Source organism: Paenibacillus cucumis (ex Kampfer et al. 2016) (assembly GCF_019748695.1).
Lineage (GTDB): Bacteria > Bacillota > Bacilli > Paenibacillales > Paenibacillaceae > Paenibacillus > Paenibacillus polysaccharolyticus.
Genome location: NZ_JACLIC010000009.1, coordinates 239208 through 259002, shown reverse-complemented (window position 1 = coordinate 259002; position 19795 = coordinate 239208). Strand labels below are relative to the sequence as shown.

Below are 19795 nucleotides of genomic sequence, written 5' to 3'. Positions count from 1 at the left end.
TGCGTTAACTTAAGAATATTAGCAGACAAAGAAATTCTCTCTTGAATATCCGCTATAAATCAGGAAAATGGTGCGCACGCTTCTTGAGCGTTGCGGAGGAAATCGGTGAGTAATACACAATGTTTTTCGTCACCACGATAGACTTTGCTTCCTCTTCGCCGATATGTTCGACCGTTTTTTCCTGTTCGGCATGTGTAACATACTGCTTGGATATTTTTGAGGATTTCTCGATCGATATATCAAAAATAGCAACCAACTCAGAAGAACGGATGATTTTTTCACCGCCCAGATGAATGTACATAAGCCCTCACCCCTTAGCGTTCCACCTGTCCGGCATGAACGTGATAGATACTAGCGTCTTTAAGCTTGTCAACGTTCAGGCTCTCGATTCCCGTAGCGGTAATAAAAGTCTGTACCTTGCTTTGGAATGTTTCGATCAGCTGGGTCTGACGAAAAGGATCAAGTTCGGATAATACGTCATCCAGCAACAGAACCGGATATTCCCCGATCTCTTCATGAATCAGTTCAATCTCCGCAAGCTTAAGAGACAACGCTGTTGTGCGTTGCTGCCCCTGAGAGCCATACGTTTGTACTTCCCGTTCGTTAATGAAAAAGGACAGGTCATCCCGATGTGGCCCACTCAGCGTTGTGCCCCGGCGAATCTCCTGCTCTTTCATTTGTGATAATTTTATCATAAATTGCTCCATTAAGACAGCTTCATCTTCCTCAGCGGCTTCGCTGAAGGAGGGAAGGTAGGCCAGACGCAGAACTTCTCCACCTCCAGTAATCCCCTGATGGATCGTTTCTGCCCACTTTTGAAGTTTCTTTATGAATTGTTTCCTTTTTTTGACGATTTTAACACCGTGCTCTGCAAGCTGTTCGTTCCAGATCTCCAGCATCGCTTGAGCTGAATCCCCTTTTCCCCACAGTTGCTTGAGTAGATTATTCCGTTGCATCAGCACTTTCTGATACTGCTGCAGATGATAGAGATAACCTGGAGCCACCTGCCCGATCTCCATGTCAAGGAACCGGCGGCGAACCCCCGGTGTGCCTTTGACAATCTCCAGATCCTCGGGGGCAAACATCACCACGTTGAGAGAGCCGACAAAATCGCTTAATTTACGTTGCTCTAGACCGTTAATCTTTGCCTTTTTCCCTTGCTGTGATAAGGACAGCTCCAGCTTAACTGCTCCGTATTTTTTGTCGACCTCGGCGGTGAGCCTTGACCGCTCTTCCCCAAAACGGATCAGTTCCTTATCTCGGGAGGTGCGGTGGCTCTTGGTGAGTGCCAGCACAAAAATAGCCTCGGCCAGATTGGTCTTGCCTTGGGCATTTTGTCCAATCAACAGATTGACGGGTCCAAATGATTCCAGCTTCAGATGCTCATAATTGCGGAATTGCTGCAACTCTATGCTGTTTACAAACACGCGTTAACCTCCCTTTTATCCCGTCCGTCAGGAGGCAGCAGGATTGCACCTTGGTCTTTTACTCCGCAACCACTTCGAACGTGCCTTCTCCGTCTACCTCTACGATATCCCCAGGGTATAACTTCCGTCCACGGCGTTCCTCAGCCTCTTTATTCACACGAACAAGCCCTTCTTGGAGGAGGGCTTTTGCCATACCTCCAGTAGGGATGCAGTCTGCTAGTTTCAAAAATTGGTCAAGCTTAATATATTCCGTTCGAATCGATACTTGCTTCATCGTGTGATCTTCCTTTCGTTAATTGGTCGTCCGGTAAGGCAGGATGACGTATAGGCTCTGACTGTCGTCGAGCGGTTTCAAGATAATGGGACTCATGACACCCGTAAAGGCAATCATCAGTTGCTCACTCTCCACCACTTTCAGCACATCCAGCATGTATTTGGAGTTAAACGAGATCTTGAGCGGTTCACCCGAAAATTCAGCCGGCTCAATCTCTTCTCTTACTTTACCAAGCTCAGAGGAGCTGGAGGATATTTCAATCGTGCCGGAGTCCATCGTCTGCATGCGCACAATGTTTGTTTTTTCCTCACGCGACAGCAAATAAGCCCGGTCAATCGATTCACTTAATTTTTTTGTGTCCAAAACAAGTTCTGTTTTGTATGACGTTGGAATAATTCTAGAAGTATCCGGATATGTCCCGTCCAAAATACGGGAGTAGAAAAGTACACGGTCAATTTTAAACAACACCTGATTATCTGCGACAACGATATCCACAAGCGTGTTCTGGTCGGGAACGATTTTACTCAGCTCGTTTAGTGTTTTACCGGAAATGACGACGTTGTTGAAACGGATACCCTCTGCATTATCCAGCATTGCCGCACGTGTAGCAAGACGGTGACGGTCCGTTGCCACAAATTTCAACTCGTTATCACCAAGACTCCAGAGTACACCTGTCAGAATAGGTGTCGTTTCATGGGTGGAAATGGAGAACACGGTCTGTTTAATCATATTTTTCAGCAAATCTCCAGGAATGGAGACCGTTTGGTTCTCTTCAATGCTTGGCAGTACCGGGAACTCTTCCGGGTCCAGACCTACCAGTTGAATCTCCGTTGCACCTGCCGAAATAAAAGTGTTGAAGTTTTCTTTGACTTCCATGTGTACTTCCTGCGAAGGCAACTTTTTGATGATCTCTACGAAAAATTTGGCTGGCAGAACAACGCTACCCGGTTGTTCTACTTGCACCACACTTTTGTCTCCCTCTTCAAGTGGGATAAATGACTGAATGGAGATATCTGTGTCACTTGCTGTCAACGTTACACCTTGGTGATTCACGTCGAACTTGATACCGCTCAGAATGGGGATCGTCGTACGACTTGAGATCGCTTTGGATACTTGTTGAATGGATTCGTTAAGATAACTTTTCATTATGCTGATTTTCATGGTTTCACTCCTAGCGGATTTGTTAGATGTTTTTTGGTTTTGTTTTGGTCTTAAAAAGGTGTTTATCGAAAGGCCGAAGGCCGTGCTTTGCAACGGCTTTTTGGAGAAGATATCTTTAGATCTTTATAGTAATAATAGTAATAGGGGCACTGAATATGTGGATAAGTAGGGTTAAACCCATAAAATTAAGCCTATCCACATGTGTACACGTTGTGCATAGGCTTGGGACTTGTTCAGGTTGGATTCTTAATTTTTTCGGTTAAGTTGTTGATAACTTTATAGAGATCTTGATCGTTCTTGATCGCTTGAGAGATTTTTTCATGGGCATGAATGACCGTGGTATGATCTCGTCCTCCAAAAGCCTCCCCGATTTTGGGCAGAGAAAAGTCTGTCAGTTCACGAGAGAGATACATAGCGATCTGTCTAGGAAAAGCAACAGCTTTTGTCCGTTTCCGTGCTTTGAAATCTTCAAGCTTGAGGCTGTAGTATTCGCCGACCTTTTGTTGGATGTCTTGAATCGTGATCATTTTGGGACGGCTTGAAGGAATAATATCCTTCAGTGCTTCAGCGGCCAGATGAGAACTAACGTCCTGATTGGTCAGTGAAGAGTAAGCAACGACACGAATCAGGGCTCCTTCAAGCTCCCGAATGTTCGTATCAATCTGATTGGCGATGTACATCATCGCTTCATTTGGAATATCCAGATTCTCCGCACGCGCTTTTTTACGCAAAATCGCAATCCGCGTCTCCAGATCCGGAGGCTGAATATCCGTAATTAACCCCCACTCAAACCGGGAGCGCAGCCGCTCCTCCAGGGTTGGAATTTCCTTAGGTGGTCTATCGCTGGAGATGATGATCTGCTTCCGTTCCTCATGCAGCGCATTAAACGTATGGAAAAATTCCTCTTGTGTTGATTCTTTCCCGGCCAGGAACTGAATATCATCAATAAGCAGTATATCTACGCTCCGGTACTTGTTCCGGAAGCTTTCCCCGCGATTATCACGGATGGAGTTGATGAACTCATTCGTGAATTTCTCAGATGACAAATAAACCACCTTGCTACTCGGATTATGCTCCAAAATATAATGTCCGATGGCATGCATCAAGTGGGTTTTGCCAAGTCCTACGCCTCCATATAGGAAAAGAGGATTGTAGGCTTTGGCGGGCGCTTCAGCGACCGCCAGCGATGCGGCGTGGGCAAAACGGTTACCCGGCCCAATGACAAAGGTGTCGAACGTATATTTAGGATTCAGCATGCTGAGCACGGCTTCTTCCTGAACGACTGTCGGCGTCGGTGCCGGCAACTGCGGATCTGGTTCTACAGGTTTGTTCTCCTCGATGACAAATTTCACATCGACCTGTTTGCCAAGCAGTTCATAGACCGTCGAACCAACCAGTTTGGTGTAACGGCTCTCCAGCCATTCGACGGCAAACGTAGTTGGGGCGGAGATGACGATGGTCTGATCGTTCAGCTTGGTGGCCTTGGTTGCTTTGAACCAGGTGTCGAAGCTGGGTTTGCTGAGTTTATTTTGTATGATTGATAAAATTTGCTGCCATAAATCAGAAGTATGGCTGTCCACAGACTGTCACTCCTTTTACATGTTCCAAGTGTGGCTTAAGCCATGATGCAGTGTCGAAATACGAGATATATTGCCGAATTTATCCCCAAACCCCCACAGGTCAAAAACAAAAAAAGAAGGAACAACGGAAAATTGTTCACAACTTTATCCACAGGCTGTTGATAATATTATGGGTCAGATCACATATTCACATCCAAAAGTAATACAATCATAGCAAAAGAAGCCCCGCATTTCAACGTATGGCGAGATTTTATCCACAAATTCAATAACTTGTGTATAATTTTTAGTCACAACACAATATATTGTTTATAAATTGTTTAATTTTCGACAGCATGACCTAAAGTGCCAAAAACTTTTATACACAGGATATCCGTCGAAAGATGCTAAATGATGTGCAAAAGTGGACTTGCGATGTGAATAACTTCGCTGTGGATAAACTGAAAGTGAATTGAAGTGAGTTAAGTGGGAAAATGAGAAGAATAGTAATTAGTCCTTTTCAACCTCATGAGGTGCCATGTCGTAAAAAGGTGAGGTTTTGGATTGCTGAATGCTCATAAAGTGACTAAAAAGGGATGGCTGATTACATCAAAAGTGACCATGAGGAAATAATTGAGGTAGACCACAAGTATGGATGTGCTCATGGGTAGAGACAAAATGACATCAAAAAGAGGGAGACCCCGCAGCCGTTTTATGGCTGCGGGGTCTCCCTCTACTTATATATGAAGAATAGACATTTTGCGTTGGAATTCTGCAATGTCTGCATATTCCTCTTCAAGTTTACGTGAAATGCGAATGTAAATCGGCAGTAGCTCCTGATAGAGGGAGGCATGTTCTTTGACTGGCGTATGCCGGTGAGTTGTGCCTATCATTGAGGAAACCTCTTCAAGAGACTTGATTCGTCCCGTAGCATACAGGCCTAGAACAACAGCACCGAGGCATGAACTTTCAAAGCTCTCAGGCACAACGACTTCCTGATTAAAGATGTCGGACATCATCTGCCGCCACAACGGCGATCGTGAAAACCCACCCGTCGCTTGAATTGAGGTGGGTTGCCCGATCTGTTCCTCCATGGCAAGCAGAACGGTATAGAGGTTGAAAATAACCCCTTCAAGTACTGCACGAATCATGTGCTCTTTCTTATGATGGAGGGTCAGTCCAAAAAAAGAGCCACGGGCATCTGGGTTCCAGAGTGGAGCACGTTCGCCCGAGAGGTACGGATGGAACAGCAACCCTTCGGAGCCGGGTGGAACACGTTCTGCAATTTTGGTCAGTACATCGTAGGAGTTGATGCCGAGGCGTTTCGCTGTTTCCACTTCCGACGCGGCGAACTCATCCCGTACCCAGCGGAACAGCATTCCACCGTTATTCACAGGCCCACCTACAACCCATAGTTTTTCCGTCAGGGCATAACAGAAGGTACGGCCTTTCGGATCGGTCACAGGGCGATCAACGACAGTACGAATGGCTCCACTCGTTCCGATGGTTGCGGCGACGATGCCCGGTTTGATGGCGTTAACGCCAAGGTTGGATAGTACCCCATCACTTGCGCCGATTACAAAAGGCGTGGAGGGGGAAAGAGCCATTTTTTCAGCCCATTCAGGATGCATTCCCTCTATTGTATAAGTCGTCGGTACAAGCTTCGATAGATGATTCGGTGTGATCCCTGCGATATCCAGTGCTTCCTGATCCCAGTCCAGTTGCTCTAGATTCAGCAGTCCCGTACACGAAGCGATGGAATGATCGACGATATATTGCCCAAATAGACGGAAGAAAAGGTACTCTTTGATCGAAATAAACTTTGCCGTGCGTTCGAATAGTTCTGGCTCGTCATGACGAAGCCACATCAATTTGGTCAGAGGTGACATCGGATGAATGGGGGTGCCTGTGCGTAGATAGATTTGATGACCGACACCATTTTCTTGCAGCTTGGCGGACCAAGCTGCGCTTCGATTATCGGCCCAGGTGATGCAGCGCGTTAGCGGATGATCGTTCTGATCCATGGCGATGACACTGTGCATGGCTGAACTGCAGGATACAAAGAGAATCTGGTTAGCCGAGACTCCGCTCTGGGTCATCACGCCGTGTACAGATCGGATGGCTGCCTGCATAATTTCATCCGGGTCTTGTTCTGCAACATCCGGAGCAGGTGTGTATAGCGGATATTCCTGAGTGGAGGTCGTGATTACCTCGCCTTGCTCTGTGAATAACACGGATTTAGTGCTGGTTGTTCCAATATCGATTCCAATCATATAATTGGTCATTCGTTCGTCCTTCTTTCGATTTTTTATATGAGAAAAAGGATGTTAGCGTCCAATCACACCACTGTACTTAGTAGCAAAATAAAGATCAATCCAACCACAGAAAGTAGTGTTTCCATAACAGTCCACGTCTTGAGTGTCTGAGCAACACTCATATTAAAGAACTCCTTAATCATCCAGAAGCCTGCATCATTAACATGGGAAAGTACAAGGGAGCCTGCCCCCGTGGCAAGTACAACCAGCTCAATGTTAGCTCCTGGTGTAAGAGCGAGTACTGGAGCAACAATACCAGCAGCTGTAGTCATCGCAACCGTAGCTGAACCAGTAGCGACACGAATCAGTGCAGCTACAAGCCAGGCAAACAAAATGACATTAATGTGTGCATTTGTGGCGAATTCTGCAATGGCATTACCAACGCCGCTGTTAATCAGCACCTGTTTGAAGGCACCGCCGCCTCCAATAATGAGAATAATGGTAGCTGTTGGGGCCAGACATTCACTGGTGAAGCGTGAAAGTTCATGTTTGGTGAATCCGCGGGCAAAACCGAGTGAAAAGAGGGCAAAGACAACAGAGATCAACAAAGCAATAATCTCATTGCCGATAAACTCACTAAAGACGGTAAACCCACTTGTTGCATCAGGATCAACGATGTTTGCAATGGAGCCAATCAGCATCAGGATGACGGGCAACAGAATCGTAAACAATGTAATGCCAAATCCGGGCAAATGAATGTTTTTCTTAGACGAGAACTGTTCAGCGAGTTCAGCTGGTGGTTCGGTGTGAATTCTTTTGCCGATAAATTTACCGAATACCGGTCCAGCAATAATCGCAGTAGGGATGCCTATAATTAAAGAGTACAGAATCGTTTTTCCCAGATCCGCATTGAAGGCTTCAATGGCAATCATCGGTGCCGGATGTGGTGGAACAAGCCCATGAACTGTGGAGAGACCAGCCAAAATAGGAATACCGATCTGAAGCAGGGACATATTGGTTTTGCGGGCTACCGTGAAGATGATCGGAATCATTAGAATGACACCGACTTCAAAGAAAACAGGAATACCTACAATGAATCCAACAATCATCATAGCCCAGTGCACACGTTTCACACCGAATCGGTCAACAAGAGTCGTCGCAATCTGCTCGGCACCGCCAGATTCAGCCATCATTTTACCAAGCATGGTACCAAGTCCGATGACGATAGCGATCGTGCCTAAAGTACCGCCAAGTCCGCCCGTAATGGAGGAAATGACGTCAGCTGGCTTCATACCTGCAAGCAAACCAAGCATTAATGCAGATAATAAAAGGGTGATAAAGGGGTTCCATTTATATTTGGAGATTAAGAGGATCAGGAAGATGATGGCCATCAACGTCCAGATCAGCAATGTAGCATTATGGGATAATCCGAAAATCGTGCTCATGATGTAATTACTCCTTTGTCTTGGGATAAACGCTTACAATGAAAGCAGTGATAAAAAAATTAGCATCTTGATGATCTGATAACAATGTAATGAAGCAAACTACCCTTATCATGTCCGGAAAATGAAAAAAATCGCATTTTGTATACTTGTCGACAAGTTATGTGGCAATCATTCACGTCCTTGACGCTGGATTGATTGCCAACTCTATGGTCACTCATAAGAAAATCTGTACGCAACGCTTTCGGTTCTAACAAATACCAAGATTTCTGACAACGGTATACTGTAAGAACTCAAGTTCAAAATTCAAAGCTTTCGTGTAACGTTTGGCCAGAGTCTTTAAAATATGTGCGTACCCCGTGCTGGATCAGAGCTTTGTCCCCTGATTCCAGAGCAGTTGCAAGGGAGCGGTGTTTTTCAATTACAGTACTTACTTTGGGCTCACCTTGGGCAAATACTCTGCGCGTAGTAAGTAGCATGACCGTCATCACAACATATCTGATGCTCTTCCACAGGTGTGAGATACGGGAATGGGAGGCTGCCTCGACAATGGCCTCGTGAAACGTAAGATCCTGATAAGCAAATTCGACAGCATCTTGATGTTTGCCAGCGAGTTGCATTTTGTCAATGATATTGCTCAGCTGCGTGATTAGCGCTGGAGGCACATCTGCCGCTAGCCGTTGCTGTACAAAGCTTTCAATGAGAAAACGCACATCATACAGTTCTTCGACATCCTTCATATTGAGGCCCAGGATGACAACGCCCATCCGTTCAAGCCGAATCAGCCCTTCATTTGACAACGTTCTCAATGCTTCGCGAACAGGCGAGCGACTGCTGTCAAAATCAGCAGCAATTCGATTTTCCGACAAAATTTCCCCAGGCCGAAGGGTTCCGTTGATGATTCTCAGCCTTAATTCGCAAGCTATGGCCTCACCGCGAGATGCTCCTTGAAGCCAGGAAGATGGAAATTGCATATGGCTAACGCTCCTAAATTAAGTAATTCGTACGTTAGAATCATAACACAATGTGCTACACCTCAGAATTCAATCTATTGTCGAAAAGTCAAAATTACTGAATGTACACACAAGAGTTGATGTGTACTGCTCTCGTATCGCAATTCGATCTAGTGTCGATTGCTTGCGAAATAAAAACGGTAAAAAAACAAAAGGTATACTTGTATACAAGATGCTGATTTCCATCCTACACCTTTCTTAAAACGTTGTAAACCTATACAGTGAAGCGGATACATCACGCATTATTTTTGCAAACTTCAACCTATTATTCTTTATCCACATGTGAATAACTTAAAACAGGAATACAGATTTCATTACATATTATAAGAAGTGTGGATAACGGAAGAAGATGAAGAAATCAGCTCTTTTTCGGAGGTTGGGGATAACTTTTTTTGATGATTTTGTGGCTGTATTATTGGGGGAAAATCTCTAGGATAGAGAGGCATGTTTTTTGAGCACTGGAAAGCATATGAAAAAGAGGGAGGGAGGCGTCGCTTTTCAGTTGACTTTTCCAATTGGACGTGGTTAAATATATAAAGGTGTTTTCTGTGAAGATGAAAAGGATTCATCACATAAGTATTTCCTTGTAAGGAGGTGCAATACATTGAGACCTACATTCAAACCGAACGTTAGCAAGCGTAAAAAAGTTCATGGTTTCCGTAAAAGAATGAGCACAAAAAACGGCCGTAAAGTTTTGGCTGCACGTCGCCTGAAAGGCCGTAAAGTCCTGAGTGCTTAATGCATCTGAAGACCACCGAGGTGGTCTTTTTTTTCTTAAAACGGATTATTCAGGCTGGTTATATAGCGTAATTCATTGCTTTACAGGCTGTGAAGAAGCGTACCAGTTAGCTAATCATAATTGTTGGTTAAGTTTCTCTTTTTCAGAAACTTTCCTTATATACAAGTTGTCGCCAAGACGGTTTACCGTCGATCAAGAAAGCCTATACTAAATTAGTAATGATACCTCCGTCAATAACGTTGATGAAGGACAGCAAGGAGAAGCGCCGTGTATAAAAGACTGCGTCTGCGAAACCGTGCGGATTTTAGCCGTGTATATCGGTTTGGAAAATCGTTTGCCAATCATCAATTCGTGGTGTATGGCTGCCGCCGTAAAGATACCGAACAATTCCGGGTGGGCGTATCCTGTAGCAAAAAAATAGGAAACGCTGTCGTGCGTAACCGGATGAGACGCATGATCAAGGAAATTGTACGTCATCATGAACAAGAGATTGTTACGCAGATGGATTTGATTTTCATCGTCCGCAAAGGTGCATTAGGCATGCCCTATAAGGAAATGGAAAAAAGTCTGTTGCATGTACTGCGTAAGGCCTCCCTGTTGAAGTCGTGCAAGCGGTAAGCTTCGGTTTATTTGTCCTCCTAATTATGGTATGATTTACGGTGGAATGGAATGGTTAAGAGAGGGGTTATGAAGTGTCGCGATTGAAGACATCTAAGGGGAAGTGGATTCTCCTCATTGCAGTCATTGCAATGGTCACTGTACTCGCCGGATGTACTCCACAAGGTGCAGGGGTTACAACGGAAGATCTGAAGAATAGTGAATCATTCTGGCAAGCCAATGTCGTGTACTGGTTCTCACTGGCGCTCGATACATTCGCTAACTGGTTTAGCGGTGAATATGGACTGGCTGTCCTGGTGATGGTGCTTATTGTACGGACATTGATTTTACCATTGACGATGAAACAGGTCCGCAGCTCCAAAGCGATGCAGGCCATTCAGCCGCAGCTGAAGGAGATTCAAGCCAAGTATAAAGATACACCTGAGAAAGTTCAGCAAGAGACGATGAAATTGTTTCAGGAGAACAAGGTTAACCCGATGGCCGGCTGTCTGCCTCTTATCATTCAGATGCCGATTTACATCGCACTTTATAACTCCATTTACGGAAACTCCAGTCTGAGAACGCATGATTTCTTGTGGCTCCAACTGGGATCACCGGATCACCTGTTTATTTTGCCAGTGCTGGCTGCCATCACAACGTTCATTCAAACGTGGATGATGATGCGTATGAATCCTGCACAGCAGATTGGCCCAATGCAGTTCATGCTGTGGGTGTATCCGATTTTGATTTTTGTTATGTCATATCAGTTCCCGTCAGCGTTGCCGCTTTACTGGTTCTACAGTAATATCTACACCATCGTGCAAAACTATTTCCTTTACCGGAATAATGATAAAGTTGTGGCCGAGGTCAACGTGAAGCAAAGCAGCTCTTCCAAAAATGGAGCTAAACGCAAAAACGGTGGCAAGGCAACCGTCTCTGGGAAAGGGTCGAAAGGGGCCAAAAAATCGAAATGACCACAGTCATTACGTCAGGAAAAACCGTTGAAGATGCTGTAAACCAAGGATTGGCTGAGCTTGGCGTGAGCCGGGACAAGGTCGAGATACAAGTTTTAGAGCAGCCGTCAAAAGGATTCCTGGGTTTGTTCGGGGTGAAGGCTGCTAAAGTTGAAGTGAGCTTGTTGCCCGTACCCGAAGCTGCACCGCAGCCGATCAAACCAGCCACACCTGAACCTGAGATTGAAGCATTACTTGAGGGTGTAGCAGTCCATAATCCCTATGAAGAAGCGGCTGCGTTTTTGAAAGAGGTTGCGGCAGGTATGGGGCTGGATGTGGAAGTGCATATCAAGAAACAGCGGGATGGTCACATCTTCAATATTTCCGGGGAAGACCTCGGCATGATTATTGGCAGACGTGGACAGACGCTGGATGCTCTTCAGTATTTGACCAATATCGTAGCCAATCGGTACTCGGAAAGCTTCGTTCGCATCGTACTTGATGCGGAGAACTTCCGTCAGCGCCGGCGGAAAACGCTTGAAGATCTAGCTGAACGATTGGCTGGACAAGCAATCCGTACAGGTAAGGAAGTTGTACTAGAGCCGATGCCTCCGCTTGAACGTAAAGTGATTCATGCCAAACTGCAAAATCACCCGCAGATTAAGACCTTAAGTAAGGGCGAAGAGCCCAATCGGCGTGTGGTTATTACGTTGAAATAACACGCAATTGATGACGCAATGGCTGCCTGCCCGGTGCAGAAGCCATTGCTTTTTTCGTACCGAAGCATATGCGATAGTAGTGTACCCATTGAGTTGAATATGTGTTGGCGTTCTCCGGAATGGGATGGATGACAACTTCATTATAGAGAGTAGGGAGAGATCACAATGATTAGCGATACGATTACAGCCATATCTACGGCGGTTGGTGAAGCCGGCATAGCCGTTATTCGCGTCAGCGGGCCGGATGCGGTGACCGAGACAGAGAAGATTTTCCGCAGCAAAACACCTTTGACTCAGGCACCTTCCCATACAGTTCATTACGGGCACATTATAGATCCTGGCCATGGTGAAAAGATTGAAGAGGTACTGGTCACGGTGATGCGTGCGCCTCGTTCCTTCACCACAGAGGATGTTGTTGAGATTAGTGCACATGGTGGTGTCGTATCTGTTAAGCGGGTGATGGATCTGCTACTGCAGCTGAACATCCGTTTGGCTGAACCGGGTGAATTTACGAAACGCGCTTTCCTCAATGGACGGATTGACTTGTCCCAAGCTGAAGGAGTCATGGATCTGATTCGTTCGAAGTCGGATCGTGCTTTCTCGGTAGCATTGAAGCAGGTAGAAGGTAAACTCTCCTCCAAGTTGCGTGATTTGAGATATACATTGGTAGAGACACTGGCTCATATCGAAGTAAATATCGATTATCCTGAGCATGATGTGGAATCATTAACGTCTGAATTTATAAAAGAAAAATCCAGTGAGGTTATGGCTGAGATTGATAAGTTGCTCACTACGGCAGAACAAGGCAAAATATTACGTGAAGGCATCACGACAGCAATCGTTGGAAGACCTAACGTAGGTAAATCCTCATTAATGAATACACTTGCTCAAGATAACCGGGCCATTGTGACTGATATTCCGGGTACGACCCGGGATGTCATTGAAGAATTCATTACAATAAACAATATCCCTTTAAAATTGCTCGATACAGCAGGGATTCGTGAGACAATGGATGTTGTTGAGAAGATTGGGGTCGAGCGCTCACGTTCAGCTGTCAATGATGCGGATCTGATTCTGATGGTTGTGAATGCGGCCGAGCCGCTTCATCAGGATGAGATTGAATTGCTGGAACAAATCCGCGGTAGACAATCAATTATCATTATGAATAAAATGGACTTAGCGCCACAGATTGACCGTGACGTCCTGCTCCGTTACATTCCGGAGGAGCGGCTTGTTCCGATGTCTGTGAAGGATGATCTGGGCGTTGATCGATTGGAAGATGCCATCTCGACGCTGTTTTTCAGTGGAAAGCTGGAGTCTGCTGACTTGACGTATGTAAGTAACGTTCGCCACATTGCCTTATTGAAAAAGGCGAAGCAATCTCTGATTGATGCGTATGAGGCTGCGGATCAGTTTGTTCCGATTGATATGATCCAGATCGATGTTCGTTTGGCATGGGAGCAGCTTGGAGAGATCGTGGGAGATACAGCGCATGACGCATTAATAGATCAGATTTTCTCCCAGTTCTGCCTAGGAAAGTAAATCATTTTATCGTTTCTTTCAATGAAATGGTTGTGTATGATGGGAAGGTACAATTTCTGCCCGTTGTCAAAGGATGGAATGATGTTGTTGCCAGGAAGTGTTGGTTTTCATATAGATAACAGCAATATAAGGAGGTAATACACATGGCTTTTGATGGCGGCAGATATGATGTTATTGTCGTTGGAGCAGGACATGCCGGGGTAGAGTCAGCTCTTGCAGCGGCCCGAATGGGTTCAAAAACTCTGATGATTACGATCAACCTCGACATGGTGGCTTTCATGCCTTGTAACCCATCCATTGGTGGGCCGGCAAAAGGACACGTTGTACGGGAAATAGATGCACTCGGCGGGGAAATGGGCCGGAATATTGACAAAACCTTTATCCAGATGCGGATGCTCAATACAGGTAAAGGACCTGCCGTTCATGCGCTACGTGCGCAAGCGGATAAGTTCTCTTATCAGCATACAATGAAAGAAACGATGGAGAAAGAATCTAATCTAACGATGCGTCAGGGCATGGTAGATCGTCTAATCGTAGAGGATGGTCAGTGTGTAGGAGTTGTCACTCAAACAGGTACAGAATATCGTGCCAAAGCTGTAGTGCTGACAACAGGAACATACCTGCGCGGTAAAGTCATTATGGGCGAGCTGATGTATGAAAGCGGACCAAACAATCAGCAGCCATCTCTGAAATTGTCGGAGCATCTGCGTGAGCTGGGCTTCGAGCTTGTACGTTTCAAAACGGGTACACCACCGCGTGTGCATAAGGATACAATTGATTTTAGCAAAACTGAAATTCAGCCCGGCGATGATGAGCCGAAGTTCTTTTCCTATGAGACAACATCTTCTACGAATGAGCAGCTACCTTGTTGGTTGACGTATACATCTGTGGAAACACATCAGATTATTAATGATAATCTGCATCGTGCGCCGATGTTCTCAGGTGTGATTGAGGGAACAGGGCCGCGTTATTGCCCATCCATTGAGGATAAAATTGTACGTTTCAGCGATAAGCCAAAGCATCAGATTTTCCTGGAGCCGGAGGGTAAAAATACATCGGAGTATTACGTACAGGGTTTATCTACAAGTCTGCCAGAGGATGTACAACTGGCTGTTCTTCGTTCGATTCCGGGTATGGAAAAAGTGGAAATGATGCGTAACGGTTACGCAATTGAATACGATGCGATGGTTCCAACGCAATTGTGGCCATCTCTGGAAACAAAACGTCTGCCAGGGCTGTTCACAGCGGGTCAGATTAATGGTACATCCGGGTATGAGGAAGCTGCTGGACAAGGGGTTATGGCTGGAATCAATGCAGCACGTAAAGTGCAGGGCAAAGAGGCTATTGTACTTGATCGTTCCCAAGGTTACATTGGAGTACTGATTGATGATCTCGTTACCAAAGGCACGAATGAGCCTTACCGTTTGTTGACCTCTCGTGCCGAGTATCGTTTGCTGCTCCGTCATGACAATGCAGATATGCGCCTTACCGAAATTGGTCATGACATTGGACTGATTACCGAGGATCGGTATGCATCTTTCCTGGATAAAAAGGCGAAAGTCGAGCAGGAGATTGCACGTTTGAAAGATGCAAAGGTACGTCCTGTTGAAGTTAATGCCAAACTGGAAGAGATTGGTTCTACACCGATTCAGGATGGAAGCACATTGCTGAACCTGATGCGTCGTCCGGAGATTGGATATGACTGGATTGAGCAAGTATCTCCTTCCGAGGTGGAATTGACTGCTGATATGAAGGAACAAGTCGAAATTCAAATTAAATATGCGGGTTATATTGAGAAGCAATTGATCCACGTGGAACGTTTGCTAAAAATGGAGAAAAAGAAAATTCCAGACACGATCGTATATGATGAGATTCATGGTCTTGCGATGGAAGCCAAGCAGAAGCTGGCGAAAATTCGCCCAATCTCCATTGGTCAGGCGTCTCGTATTGCGGGTGTAACGCCTGCTGATATCTCTATCTTGCTTGTCTATCTTGAGCATTATAACCGCGTTACCGCAGCAAGGGGTCAATAATGGACGATATTCAACAGCAGTTGCAACAACGCTTGAAGGAGCATGGCTTGGAAGTGGGAGAACTCCAGCTGGAACAGTTCGAATTGTATTATAAAGAACTTGTCTCCTGGAATGAAAAAATGAATCTTACCGGCATCACGGATCGTGAGCAGGTATATACCAAACATTTTTATGATTCGGTATCGTTAGCGTTTTATACGGATATGAACAAAGTAAACAAACTGGCTGACATCGGGTCAGGAGCAGGATTCCCGGGAATCCCGCTTAAGATTTGTTTTCCACATATCCAGCTTACGATCATCGACTCATTGAATAAACGGATTGGTTTCTTACAGTATGTAGTGGATACACTTGGTCTGGAGCAGGTCGAATTAATCCATGGTCGTGCTGAGGAGCTGGGCCGCAAAGAAGGATATCGAGACAGCTATGATCTGGTTACTGCACGAGCGGTAGCCAAGCTCGCGGTACTGAATGAATTCTGCCTTCCCTTTGTACGTAAAAGCGGTATGTTCGCTGCAATGAAGGGTGGAGACCCGAGGGATGAAATGAAGGAAGCAGAGTTCAGCTTTAATCAGCTGAAAGGACGGGTGAAGGCTGTTCATCCATTTCAGCTGCCGGTGGAGGAATCAGAACGTCATATCATTTTGATTCAGAAGTTTGATAAGACACCACATAAGTATCCACGTAAACCGGGGACACCACTTAAAACTCCACTCGTGTAGTATTGTGACATAGGGACAAAAACAAAATAACGTGTTGAATGACCAGATGGAAATAGAGGATGTTTCACGTGAAACATTCTCTATTTTTTTGTGTTTTCTAAATTAGAACCGAGTTAAATTAAATGTATACCGTGGGATGAGATTTTCATATACAAAATCAGGGCTGGAATAATTTTAGTTCATCAGGATTTATATAAGTTGAACTATTTTTATTTACACAGAAACGGAGAGGAAAGAAAAAACCTGAAAAAGCGAAGCGGTCGGCTAAAAGCTTTCTGCAAGAAAGCTACATCGGAAGCATAAGCTTATCATCGGATTTTTCCCTTTAGAAAAGGGAATCAAAAAAATCCAGGGATAACAGCGATGGGAAGGTTATTCTGTCGTCGGAGTGCTCCGTGTAAACATCTTTAGTTCAACTTATATAGGTAGTCATTCATTTTATTTTCCTAATAAACAGAATAAAAAAGCAGGAAAATTTGATTCTTTTAAAGAATAGGTAAACATAGGATTATGGTGAAAAAGATGATAGAATAGAAGTATCAGTTCCTGCGTAAACAGTGATCTTAGATTAGTTCATATCAATAGATGGTTAAGCATTTGATGCTGTTTCGCAGCAGGGCAATACGAATGGCATAACTTATTTCAGGAACGATGAGTATGAAGTCTCGCTTATGGAATAAGAAGCACCTGCTAATGTGGGAGCTATTACGAAACTAGGTGGTAATCTACGGAATGAAAGAACAATTTTCGAAGTTGTTTGGTTTGGCGGAGCGCAATAACGGAGACGAGATTAAACAGGTTCCGGTTAACGAAATTGTGAGTAGCCCATATCAACCCCGTACTATTTTTGATGATGATAAAATTGATGAGTTACTGCAAACGATCAGAACACATGGTGTTATTCAACCTATTGTTGTTCGGGTTCGTAATGGATCATATGAGATTATCGCTGGGGAACGCCGCTGGCGTGCTGTTCGCAAACTAGGTCTTGAGCACATCCCGGCCATTGTGCGTGAATTCAACGACTCTCAGGCCGCATCCATTGCGTTAATTGAGAACTTGCAGCGTGAAGGTTTAACCTCGATTGAGGAAGCGGTTGCCTACCAAAAGTTGATAGATTTGCATCAGTTGACACAGGAGAGCCTTGCTCAACGACTTGGTAAAAGTCAATCTACCATTGCTAACAAGATTAGGTTGTTGAATCTTCCAGAAGGTGTGAAAACAGCCTTGATGGAGCGCAAAATATCTGAACGTCACGCAAGAGCCTTGTTGTCGCTGGATACGGAAGAACTGCAATTGAAATTGCTGGGCGAGATTATCGACAAGGAATTGAATGTCAAGCAGACAGAGGTACGTGTTGCTTTTTATAAGGAAGCTTCCAAGATTAAAAAGTCCAAGCGGATATCTTTTACTAAGGATGTAAGACTGGCACTTAACACGATTCGTCAATCTATCGATATGGTAACAGGCTCAGGTATGGATATCAAAACAAAAGAAGCGGATCATGAGGATCACTACGAGATTGTTATTCATATTCCAAAACGCAAATAATTGAAGCTTAAGGCGGCAATGGCCGCTTTTTCTGTCTATATAGTCCGTTTTTCATGCGACGTGAAGGGAACAAATCGTTCTGTTAAGGAAACGGTAGTTGTTGTTCTTGTGGACGGTGGCCTCCTGCTTATTGTTAACTGTAACTCACAACCTACAAGAAAAGACTCCTATTTTATTTGAGGTGAAGGTATTGTCTAAGATTATGGCCGTAGCAAATCAAAAGGGCGGTGTGGGGAAAACAACGACATCGGTTAACTTGGGTGCAGGACTTGCTTCACTCGGGAAGAAGGTACTGCTTGTTGACATTGACCCCCAAGGAAATACAACGAGCGGAGTCGGAATTAATAAAGCAGATGTGGCGAATTGTATATATGATGTCCTAATTAATGATGTGCCTCCTCAGGAAGCGATCGCGGAGACACAAATTGAGGGACTTCATATCATACCTGCAACAATTCAACTTGCCGGAGCCGAGATCGAATTGGTATCCACCATATCGCGAGAAGTTCGTCTGAAAAAGGCACTCGCACAAGTTAGAAATAATTATGATTATATTCTTATTGATTGCCCGCCATCGCTCGGAATGTTGACGATCAACTCGCTAACAGCCTCCGATTCCGTGATTATTCCGATTCAGTGTGAGTATTATGCATTGGAAGGGTTAAGCCAATTGCTGAATACGGTTCGGCTGGTGCAAAAACATTTAAATACCTCTCTTCAGATTGAAGGCGTGTTACTGACGATGTTTGATGCTCGGACGAATCTGGGCATTCAAGTTATAGAAGAAGTGAAGAAGTATTTTCAGCAAAAGGTATATCAAACGATTATTCCGCGTAATGTACGGCTGAGTGAGGCACCATCTCACGGGCAATCCATTATAACGTATGATCCCCGTTCCCGAGGAGCGGAAGTGTATTTAGAGCTCGCAAAGGAAGTGATTTCTTATGAGTAAGCGGCTTGGAAAAGGACTAGATGCCCTCATTCCTTCGCTTTCAATTAATGACGATGATAAAGTCGTAGAAATCCCGATTAGTCAACTGCGGGCTAACCCTTATCAGCCGCGTAAAGCATTTGATGAGGAAGCAATACATGAACTGGCAGAATCGATCCGGCAGCACGGCGTGATCCAACCCATTATCGTTCGTCCTGTACTCCGAGGATATGAGATTATTGCAGGCGAGCGCAGGTTTCGGGCATCACAGTATTGTGGTAATGCTACCATTCCAGCTGTTGTCCGTACGTTTAATGATCAGCAGGTTATGGAAATAGCCCTGATTGAGAACCTGCAACGGGAGAATCTGAATGCAATGGAACTAGCAGTAGCTTACCAGGGATTAATGGATCAATTCTCTTTGACCCAAGAAGAGTTGTCCGTAAAGGTCGGTAAATCACGCTCTCACATCGCTAACTTTTTACGGTTGCTGGCTTTGCCAGAGGAAGTAAAGGATCATGTTTCACGTGGAACATTGTCAATGGGACATGCACGTGCCATTGTTGGTGTGAAGGATGAGAACCTGGTCAAACAGCTGGCTAAACAGTCCATTGATCAGCAGTGGAGTGTGCGTGAGCTGGAAGAAGCAGTGCAACAACTTGATCGTTCCAAATCAGGTGAAGCAAAGGCTAAGGCCAAGCTAAAGAAGAAAGATCCGTTCATTGACACCTTGGAAGAGTCACTTCGGGAACGATTTAAAACGACAGTGAAAATTAAACATGGTCAGAAAGATAAAGGTAAAATAGAGCTCAACTACTATAGCAAACAAGATCTCGAACGATTATTAGAACTGTTGCAATAACAACTCGGGTGCATCATT

General features: G+C 44.9%; 18 protein-coding genes. 10 read left to right on the top strand and 8 right to left on the bottom strand.

The features are described from left to right. Positions 1–52 precede the first annotated feature (52 nt). The 8 genes from remB to H7T88_RS06335 all read right to left on the bottom strand — a co-directional run bounded on the left by remB (position 53) and on the right by H7T88_RS06335 (position 9089). The gene (gene remB, locus H7T88_RS06370) at positions 53–301 is read right to left on the bottom strand and encodes an extracellular matrix regulator RemB (RefSeq protein WP_090923610.1); all 249 of its coding nucleotides are present in this window, start codon (positions 299–301) and stop codon (positions 53–55) included. Positions 302–314: 13 nt separating this feature from the next. Next, positions 315–1427, bottom strand: a complete 1113-nt coding sequence (gene recF / locus H7T88_RS06365) for a DNA replication/repair protein RecF (protein ID WP_221787674.1) — start codon at positions 1425–1427, stop codon at positions 315–317. A 58-nt stretch (positions 1428–1485) separates the two neighbouring features. Continuing rightward, entirely contained in the window at positions 1486–1701 is a 216-nt protein-coding gene (yaaA, locus tag H7T88_RS06360) for a S4 domain-containing protein YaaA (RefSeq protein ID WP_090923608.1), read from the bottom strand. An 18-nt stretch (positions 1702–1719) separates the two neighbouring features. Further along, positions 1720–2862, bottom strand: a complete 1143-nt coding sequence (gene dnaN, locus H7T88_RS06355) for a DNA polymerase III subunit beta (protein ID WP_090923607.1) — start codon at positions 2860–2862, stop codon at positions 1720–1722. Between the two features lie 233 nt (positions 2863–3095). After that, complete coding sequence (dnaA, locus tag H7T88_RS06350) at positions 3096–4442, bottom strand: chromosomal replication initiator protein DnaA (RefSeq protein WP_090923606.1); 1347 nt, start codon at positions 4440–4442, stop codon at positions 3096–3098. Positions 4443–5155: 713 nt separating this feature from the next. Next, entirely contained in the window at positions 5156–6703 is a 1548-nt protein-coding gene (gntK, locus tag H7T88_RS06345; RefSeq protein WP_221787672.1) for a gluconokinase, read from the bottom strand. Positions 6704–6756: 53 nt separating this feature from the next. Further along, positions 6757–8118 carry a GntT/GntP/DsdX family permease gene (locus H7T88_RS06340; protein ID WP_221787671.1) on the bottom strand — a complete coding sequence of 454 codons (1362 nt, stop codon included), beginning with the start codon at positions 8116–8118 and terminating at the stop codon, positions 6757–6759. 296 nt (positions 8119–8414) lie between these two features. After that, on the bottom strand, positions 8415–9089 hold the full coding sequence (locus H7T88_RS06335) for a GntR family transcriptional regulator (RefSeq protein ID WP_221787670.1): 675 nt from the start codon (positions 9087–9089) through the stop codon (positions 8415–8417). 643 nt (positions 9090–9732) lie between these two features. Here H7T88_RS06335 and rpmH point away from each other — a divergent pair. The 10 genes from rpmH to H7T88_RS06285 all read left to right on the top strand — a co-directional run bounded on the left by rpmH (position 9733) and on the right by H7T88_RS06285 (position 19777). After that, on the top strand, positions 9733–9867 hold the full coding sequence (gene rpmH, locus H7T88_RS06330) for a 50S ribosomal protein L34 (RefSeq protein WP_019914530.1): 135 nt from the start codon (positions 9733–9735) through the stop codon (positions 9865–9867). Between the two features lie 267 nt (positions 9868–10134). Next, positions 10135–10485, top strand: a complete 351-nt coding sequence (gene rnpA, locus H7T88_RS06325; RefSeq protein ID WP_090923602.1) for a ribonuclease P protein component — start codon at positions 10135–10137, stop codon at positions 10483–10485. Positions 10486–10559: 74 nt separating this feature from the next. Then, positions 10560–11438, top strand: coding sequence for a YidC/Oxa1 family membrane protein insertase (locus H7T88_RS06320; protein ID WP_090923601.1), 879 nt, complete (start codon positions 10560–10562; stop codon positions 11436–11438). After that, positions 11435–12136 (top strand): RNA-binding cell elongation regulator Jag/EloR, encoded by a 702-nt coding sequence (jag, locus tag H7T88_RS06315; protein ID WP_154985154.1) that lies wholly within the window; start codon positions 11435–11437, stop codon positions 12134–12136. Before H7T88_RS06320 ends, jag begins: the two co-directional genes overlap by 4 nt. Before the next feature lie 165 nt (positions 12137–12301). Further along, on the top strand, positions 12302–13678 hold the full coding sequence (mnmE, locus tag H7T88_RS06310) for a tRNA uridine-5-carboxymethylaminomethyl(34) synthesis GTPase MnmE (RefSeq protein ID WP_090923599.1): 1377 nt from the start codon (positions 12302–12304) through the stop codon (positions 13676–13678). A gap of 143 nt (positions 13679–13821) precedes the next feature. Continuing rightward, positions 13822–15711, top strand: a complete 1890-nt coding sequence (gene mnmG / locus H7T88_RS06305) for a tRNA uridine-5-carboxymethylaminomethyl(34) synthesis enzyme MnmG (RefSeq protein WP_090923598.1) — start codon at positions 13822–13824, stop codon at positions 15709–15711. After that, complete coding sequence (gene rsmG / locus H7T88_RS06300; protein WP_154960417.1) at positions 15711–16433, top strand: 16S rRNA (guanine(527)-N(7))-methyltransferase RsmG; 723 nt, start codon at positions 15711–15713, stop codon at positions 16431–16433. The genes mnmG and rsmG overlap by 1 nt, the downstream gene beginning before the upstream one ends. Positions 16434–17165: 732 nt before the next feature. After that, complete coding sequence (noc, locus tag H7T88_RS06295; RefSeq protein WP_090923596.1) at positions 17166–17984, top strand: nucleoid occlusion protein; 819 nt, start codon at positions 17166–17168, stop codon at positions 17982–17984. 190 nt (positions 17985–18174) lie between these two features. Then, positions 18175–18936, top strand: a complete 762-nt coding sequence (locus H7T88_RS06290) for a ParA family protein (protein ID WP_090923627.1) — start codon at positions 18175–18177, stop codon at positions 18934–18936. Beyond that, positions 18929–19777: a ParB/RepB/Spo0J family partition protein gene (locus tag H7T88_RS06285; protein ID WP_154985156.1), complete on the top strand. Its 849-nt coding sequence runs from the start codon at positions 18929–18931 to the stop codon at positions 19775–19777. Before H7T88_RS06290 ends, H7T88_RS06285 begins: the two co-directional genes overlap by 8 nt. Positions 19778–19795 lie beyond the last annotated feature (18 nt).